The 6,794-nt window shown below is 69.9% G+C and carries 6 protein-coding genes (1 of these 6 only partly in view); 5 read left to right on the forward strand and 1 reads right to left on the reverse strand.

What is annotated here, in order from left to right:
- The first annotated feature begins 14 nt into the window (after positions 1-14).
- A complete protein-coding gene (locus tag ACZ7IF_RS02790) occupies positions 15-1,730 on the forward strand; it encodes a thiamine pyrophosphate-binding protein (RefSeq protein ID WP_470961880.1) in 1,716 nt (571 codons plus the stop codon).
- An 11-nt stretch (positions 1,731-1,741) separates the two neighbouring features.
- Here ACZ7IF_RS02790 and ACZ7IF_RS02795 read toward each other — a convergent pair whose 3' ends face one another.
- Positions 1,742-4,246 carry a DUF6185 family protein gene (locus ACZ7IF_RS02795; protein ID WP_470961883.1) on the reverse strand — a complete coding sequence of 835 codons (2,505 nt, stop codon included), beginning with the start codon at positions 4,244-4,246 and terminating at the stop codon, positions 1,742-1,744.
- Between the two features lie 238 nt (positions 4,247-4,484).
- Between ACZ7IF_RS02795 and ACZ7IF_RS02800 the strand changes: the two genes are divergently transcribed.
- The 4 genes from ACZ7IF_RS02800 to ACZ7IF_RS02815 form a co-directional block, all read left to right on the forward strand.
- Positions 4,485-4,862, forward strand: coding sequence for a hypothetical protein (locus ACZ7IF_RS02800; protein WP_470961886.1), 378 nt, complete (start codon positions 4,485-4,487; stop codon positions 4,860-4,862).
- Positions 4,863-4,933: 71 nt separating this feature from the next.
- Positions 4,934-5,560, forward strand: a complete 627-nt coding sequence (locus ACZ7IF_RS02805) for a HalD/BesD family halogenase (protein WP_470961889.1) — start codon at positions 4,934-4,936, stop codon at positions 5,558-5,560.
- Positions 5,561-5,734: 174 nt separating this feature from the next.
- Complete coding sequence (locus tag ACZ7IF_RS02810) at positions 5,735-6,493, forward strand: DUF4142 domain-containing protein (protein ID WP_470961891.1); 759 nt, start codon at positions 5,735-5,737, stop codon at positions 6,491-6,493.
- A 4-nt stretch (positions 6,494-6,497) separates the two neighbouring features.
- Positions 6,498-6,794: the 5' end (the start) of a DUF1996 domain-containing protein gene (locus ACZ7IF_RS02815; protein ID WP_470961894.1), read on the forward strand. 1,095 nt of this gene lie beyond the right edge of the window; only the first 297 of its 1,392 coding nucleotides appear in the window; the start codon lies at positions 6,498-6,500; the stop codon falls past the right edge of the window.

The raw sequence follows: 6,794 nt of genomic DNA on the forward strand, positions 1-6,794 counted from the left end.
GGAAGGGAGAGGCGATGAGGGTCTACGAGGCCATCGTCAAAGGGCTGGAGGGCATCGGGGTGCGGGCGGCCTTCGGCGGTGCCGGGGAGAACGCGGCCGGCCTGATGCTGGCGCTGAAGCACTCGCGGCTGATCCGGCCCGTCATCACGCGCCACGAGCAGGCCGCCTCGTTCATGGCCTGCGGCTACGCCATGTACACCAACAGGCTCGGGTTCTGCTTCGCGACGGCCGGGCCGGGCGCGTTCAACCTGTTCTCGGGGCTGGCCGTGGCCATGTCGGACTCCTATCCCGTCCTCGCCGTCTCGGGGTACGCCTCGATGGAATGGCGCGGATGGGGCTCGCTCAACGAGACCTCGGGGCTGAACCGCACGCCCGATTCCCAGGCCATGTTCGCCGCCACGACCAAGAAGTCCTTCCTGCTCACCGATGCCGCCGACACCTGCGACGTCCTGGAGGAGGCGGTGAACACCGCCTTCGAGGGCAGGCCCGGACCGGTGCACATCCACGTACCCGAGAACCTCACCCACCGGGGCGTGGAGGTACGGAACTTCCGGCCGGTCGGGCTCGACGTGGCGCCGGTGCTGCCCGATCCCGCGCGGGTCGAGGAGATCGCGGACGTACTGGCGGACGCCCTCGCACGGGGCCGGCGGATCGTCGCGCTCGTCGGCTTCGGCGCGGTGCGCAGCGGGGCGGGACCCGAGGTCAAGCGGCTGATCGAACGCTTCCGGATCCCGCTGCTCACCACCCTGGACGGCAAGGGCATCGTCTCCGAGGGGCATCCGCTCGCGGTCGGCGTCTTCGCGGACAGCGGCCACTCCAGTGCGTGGAAGGCCTTCCGCGAGGCGGACGTGGTGCTGTGCGTCGGCAACTCCCTCAACCAGCACGCGACGTTCAACTACCGCCCGGACCTGTTCGAGGGCAAGGTGCTCATCCACGTGAACATCTCCGAGGGCGAGTTCCGCAAGGCCTACCCGCCCGACCACGCGCTGCTGTCCGACGCTCGGCCGGCGGTGGCCGCGCTGACCGACGCGCTGGAGCGGAGGGTCGGCGAGGTCCCGCCGGTGGAGGTCGACGGGCGGGACTACGAGGCCCGGCACATCACCCACCTGACGGGAGGGATCCACCCGGGGCAGCTCGCCCAGTCGATCGGCCGGATGCTGCCGCCGCGGGGGGTGCTGCTCGCCGACGCGGGGGCCCATCTGGCGTGGCTCGGGTACTACGTGGAGCTGGAGGAAGGGCAGAACTTCCGCAAGGCCGGCTCCTTCGGGCCGATGGCCGGACACGTCAACGGGGCCATCGGCCTGAAGGTCGCCCATCCGGACCGGACGGTGGTCGTCGGCTGCGGCGACGGGTGCTACTCGCTGTCCGGTTTCGAGCTGATGACGGCCGTGGAGAACGAGATCCCGGTGATCTGGGTCATCTTCAACGACGGGCAGTTCAAGCTGATCAAGCTCTTCCAGCTGGTCACGTACGGCGAGTCCGCGCTGGTCGAGTTCCGGAACCCGGACTTCGCGGCGTACGCGCGCGCGTGCGGGGCGGAGGGCTACCGGGTGGAGACCCTGGCCGAGTTCGAGGAGGCCTTCCGCGCGGCCCTGGCCTCGGGCCGGCCCGCGCTGATCGACGCCCGGATCACGCGGTGGGCGGTGCCGCACTACAGCCCGTCGCCGGACGGGGTGATCGCGGGGCTGGTGGAGACGGTGGAGGAGCGGTTGCGGGACGCGCTGGACTGAGGGGGCGGGCCCTACTTCGGCCGGGAGTCGCTGCCGGCCAGGCTGCGCCACACGCCCACGACGATCGCCAGCTGGGCGGCCAGGTAGGCGACCTGCGTGGACAGGCCGCGCAGCTGGTAGACGGACAGGAGCAACGCGACGCGACTGGGCCAGAACTTCATCTCCTCGCTGAAGGTCGCCATGTCCATCCAGATGCTGGTGAGCGTCAGGACCAGCAGCATGAGCGCGACGTGCAGGAAGACGTATCCCAGTTCCGTGTCGGTGATCTGGGTGATCAAGGCGCCGACGCAGATGGGGATGGCGTAGGCGGCGGTCAGGCTCAGCGCACGGACCGGGCTGCGGCGCCCGGGCAGCAGACGCCACAGCGCCCCCAGGGCCAGGCCCGCACCGGCCCATGCGACCTGCCATGCGAGGAACTTCGCCGCGATCTCCAGCAACCCGTTGGGGCTTTGGAACGTCGCCATCCGGATACGGGGGTCCCCGAGGTATCCCAGCCAGACCAGAGCGACACTGGCCGGGAGCCCGAAGCAGAAGGCCAGGCGCGCGGCATGCTTGGCGTTGTCCCACCAGTCCTGACCGGGTCCCCAGCTGAGAGCGGTGTCCAGCACGGAGATCTGGGCCGGCGGACGCCCCCGGCCCCACCCGTCGAACAGCCATGCATGGATCCCCTCCAGCTTCGTCTCCAGCTCCTCGCGTTTCAGGCCCCCCTCTCCACGGCCACGGTCCAAGTGGTAGATCTGATGATGCAGGTTGCGGAATTCATGGGCCTTCACAAGCAATAGGTTTCGACGCCGCCTCGTGCCCAGCCTCCGAATGCAGAACTGCTCCCCCGTTCGCCCCAGGACGGAAACCCGCCGACCGGCCGCGACCACGGCATACAGGGAGGCGACCATCATCAGGAGCCAGAGACCGAACAGCACGTTGGAACCGGCGAATTCGACCTGTCTCAACCCCACGGCCAAGGCGAAGACCGCGGCGGTCAGAAGGAGATCGGCATCGGCCGGCCCGATCGAGATCCCTTGATTCCCGTCATCAGGCCGCTCTCGCCGAGCCTTGACACGGAGGTGCAGCAACGCGACGAGCGCGAGACCCGCCAGCAGCCAGGCGTAGGCGTAGACCCACGTGAGACCGATGTAGGCGGCCTCCTGTACGAATTGGAGCCGCTTTTCGTTGCGGACGGTCCCGGACGGATCGATGAGCCAGTAGGCGCGCCGCCATTGGCGCTCGCGCGTCCACCAGCAGGAGGCGACGAGGGCCGCAGCCGCAGCCGCCAGCAGAGCCCCCACTGCCACCGTGCAGCGGACCGGCGCCTTGTCCCACGCGGCGCTCCAGGAGCGCGGAACCAGGTCCCCCTCCCGCGCGAAGCGCCAAGCCCAGGCCGCCATCGCGGCGAACCACAGCCACAGCACAGCGAGCGCCAGCAGCACGAACCCGACGAAATGGGGAGTGTCGGCCCGCGGCAACCGGACGGCGACGACCAGCAAGAAGCCGAACACCGCCACGCCTGAAGCGGTCACGATCACGGCCCAGGCCTGACGGCGTTCGCTCCCCCCGCCCTCGACTCCGGGCTTCTCCGCGGTAGGGGAAGGCTCGATGCGACACCACGGTCGGGCCACACACACCAGAGCAAGACCAAGCGCGATGGCGGCGAGGTAACGCCAGGACTGACTGAGCGCGGCCGGGTGCGACGTCGACAGATACAGCGCCACCACTGCCCCGGCGCTCAAAACGACCCAGAGCAGAACCACCCGGGCGAGGACGCTCCGCCCCTGCGGCCCGGACGGAACGGAGGCTTGCGCTCGCGCGGTGCGGTAGACGGCCAGCACGATCAAACCCCAGGTGAACACCCACCAGGAGGCGACACCCGCCCATCCCAGCGACCCCCACCTCTCACCCACGTTGAACGAGCGCTGCCAGGGCGGATCCACATAGACCTGTACCCAGACGGGCTTTGGATCGGACCATACCAAGCGGACCGAGTCGGCAGATGCCACCTTGGGAAAGATGTCATGGGCTTCGAGCCCCTTCAATTTGACCTCGATCTGCCCCCACTTGGCATTCAGCAGCGCCTTGGGCGGCAGAAGATGAACGACCCATTTTTCGCCCTTCGGATCGACGCCAATATCCCATGGACCGAGCCGGAATCCTCGATTCTGTTCAATCCAGGCAGTCGCCTCATAATCCACGGTGACCGTTTTGCCCCGCACCAATACCAGCGGATCACGGTAACGCCACTCGCGATTCCGAGGTTGTTCGTCATCGTCACGCAGCAGGCAGCGCATGGCCGTCTGATATTCAAGCGATGCCTCGCTGCTGGCCAGAAATCCGGCAAGAGGCCACTCATCCGCCGAGACACTGACGGTCAAATTCGAGGTCACCTGGGCGTAAATACGATCGTGGTAATCGAAATCGATCTTGGCAGACACGTTGCGGGCTTTCAGCCGGTCCCTGTGGCAGGGGTCAGGGACCGCTCCGCGCGCCTGTGCCACTCCTCCCCACCCCACGACCACAGCCATCAGCAGGAGGAACAGACAACACCACCGGGTTTTCACGATCGCGCCCCGTCCGCCGCATCGCCTCGCTCAGCACCCCGTCATGGGACCCCTATCACGCCCCGGGCCCCGTTCCATCCGGACACGCGGGCCGTGAAACCCCGCCCTCACCCGCCCGGCCGCCGCCATCCGGATTGCAGAACACCGGTCGACGGCCGAGGATGGGATCGGGGGTTCCTGCCCACGATCCACGGGACGTGTCATGACCCAGCCGAAGGAAGCCATCGCAAGGAAGCCGCTCCCCCGCTTCGAGGAAGCCGAAGGTCTGCGGCCCTCGGACGCGGCGTTCGTGCGGGACCTCGTCGAGGTCCTCGACAAGCACGGGAACCTGGACCGCTTCGGCCTGTGCCTGCTGCACGACCACTTCCCGCTCGCCGCCGACGAGGTCATGGTCGAGACGAACGACCCCGCCGCACGCACCCTGCACGCCCACGTGGAGAAGCGGGACCGGACGCGCCACGTCAAGCCGTCCCAGTGGCGGTTCGCGCCCCACGGCACGGAGCGCCCGGAGGGTGGCCCGTACCAGGTCGTCATGCTGTGCGACCCGCTCGACCTGTGTCCGGGGTGCGAGGGCCACTGACCCTGCGGCCGACCGGATGGCCTTGGCCGACGGGCCGTCTGGGGCCGCTCGGCGCGGGGTAGTACCGGATCGTGCTGCTTCTGCCTGCCGACCACCGCGGCCTGCGCGAGCGCTTCGCCGCGGAAGGCTACGTACCGCTCCCCGGGCTCGTACCGCCCGACCGGCTCGTGCTGCTCCGCCGCGAGGTCCGGCGCCTCGAATCGATGGCGGAGCACCAGGACCGCGAGGGTCCCCGCCCCATGACCACCCTCGGCGGGCGGATCATCGCCGAGGAGTCCGATCTGATCCCGCGCGTCTACCACGACCCGGCGCTGATCGAGCTGGTGCGCGCGATCTCCGAGCTGGAGGCCGTGCCCGTCGCCGACCCGCTGGAACGGCACGTGATCGACATCCTGCACCGGCACGACGACGCCCACGGCGAGCACACCCACGGCCACCCGCTGGCCCTGGTGGTGTTCTCCGAGGCACCCGATTCGGCCCGGGACGGCGGGCTGCTCCAGTACGGGCCCAGGGGCACGGCCCTGCCCGCAGCGGCGGACGAGGTCGCGCGCCGGGCCCACCACCGGCCCGGCGACGGCTATCTGCTGCGCGCCGACACCACCGCCCACCAGGTGACCGGGCTGCGCCGGCCCGGGCTGCGGCGGGTCGCGCTGAACTTCGCCTACACCACGCCCGACCGGCGGCCCGCGGCAAGATAGCAGCCCCCCGAGGGCTCGCCCGGATGTTTATCCGATGGTGATGGTCCTTCCGCAGCGGCCCCGGACGGGGCACTAGCGTCCCGTGGCACCCCAGGAGTTCGGGTGCGCACCGCAGGGCGCCTGCCGCCGCTGCCGCCCCGCTCCTCCTGCCGGCCCACGGAGCGAGGAGGCACTGTGCTGTCATTGCGACGGCGATCCGTCAGCGGCTTGTCGGTGGCCACGAGATACACGATCGGGAGCGGTCTGGTCATCACCGCCCTGGCCGTCACGCTCATAGCGCTGCTGATCCCCGTGTCGAAGTTCGGAGACCGGGCCTCGGCCGCCGCGGCGGGAACGGCCGCGCGTCCGGGTACCGAGGACGACGGCGCCGGGACCATGAGCACGGCGTACGGCCCCCTGTCCGCCGCCGACCGGGACTTCGTGCGCAAGGTACGGCTGGCCGGGCTGTGGGAGCTGCCCGCGGGCCGGCAGGCGCAGCAGCGCGGGACCCGGCCCTCGGTGCGCACCGCCGGGATGCACCTGGTGGAGGGGCACACCGAGCTGGACCGGCAGGTGCTCCAGGTCGGCCAGGCCCTCGGCATGGACCTGCCCGACCAGCCCAGCGCCCAGCAGCAGGACTGGCTGGACCAGCTGACGAACGCCCCCAACGCCGAGTACGAGCGGCTGTTCATCCAGTTGCTGCGGCGCGCGCACGGCAAGGTGTTCGCCCTGCTGGCGCAGATCCGGGCGCAGACCCGCAACTCGATGGTGCGCTCCCTCGCCACCTCGGCCAACGCCACCGTGCTGGACCACATCACGGTCCTGGAGGAGAGCGGGCTGGTCGACTTCGACTCCGTCTCCGACGCGAGCCCGGCGCCCGCCTCCCCCACCCCGGTCCACCACAAGGGGGCCGCGCCCCCTCAGATGTCCGACCGACGAAACGAAGTGAAGTGATCGCATGAGTCACAAGGGCCACAGGCGCCCCCGGTTCAAGCTCCTCGCGGTGGTCTCCGCCCTGGTGCTGGGCGGTGGCGGGGTCGCCGTCGTCGCCGGCAACGCGAGCGCCGGGCAGGACGGCCGTTCGGGGCAGGTGACGGCCACCATCGACTGCCCGGACGTGGGCGACCGGCTCACCTCCGTACCCGACCAGGCCAGGGGCGAGGTCGACGAGAACCTCGCCCAGCTGGACGTCCAGGTGGCCGACGCCTACCGTCAGCTCGCCTCCGGGCAGGTGCAGGGCAAGACGCAGAAGGAC

It is taken from the genome of Streptomyces sp. NPDC037421 (assembly GCF_055602105.1).

Coding starts and splice junctions, on each gene's coding strand:
- ACZ7IF_RS02790 (WP_470961880.1), top strand. CDS start 15: ATGAGGGTCTACGAGGCCATCGTCAAAGGGCTGGAGGGCATCGGGGTG.
- ACZ7IF_RS02795 (WP_470961883.1), bottom strand. CDS start 4,246: ATGGCTGTGGTCGTGGGGTGGGGAGGAGTGGCACAGGCGCGCGGAGCG.
- ACZ7IF_RS02800 (WP_470961886.1), top strand. CDS start 4,485: ATGACCCAGCCGAAGGAAGCCATCGCAAGGAAGCCGCTCCCCCGCTTC.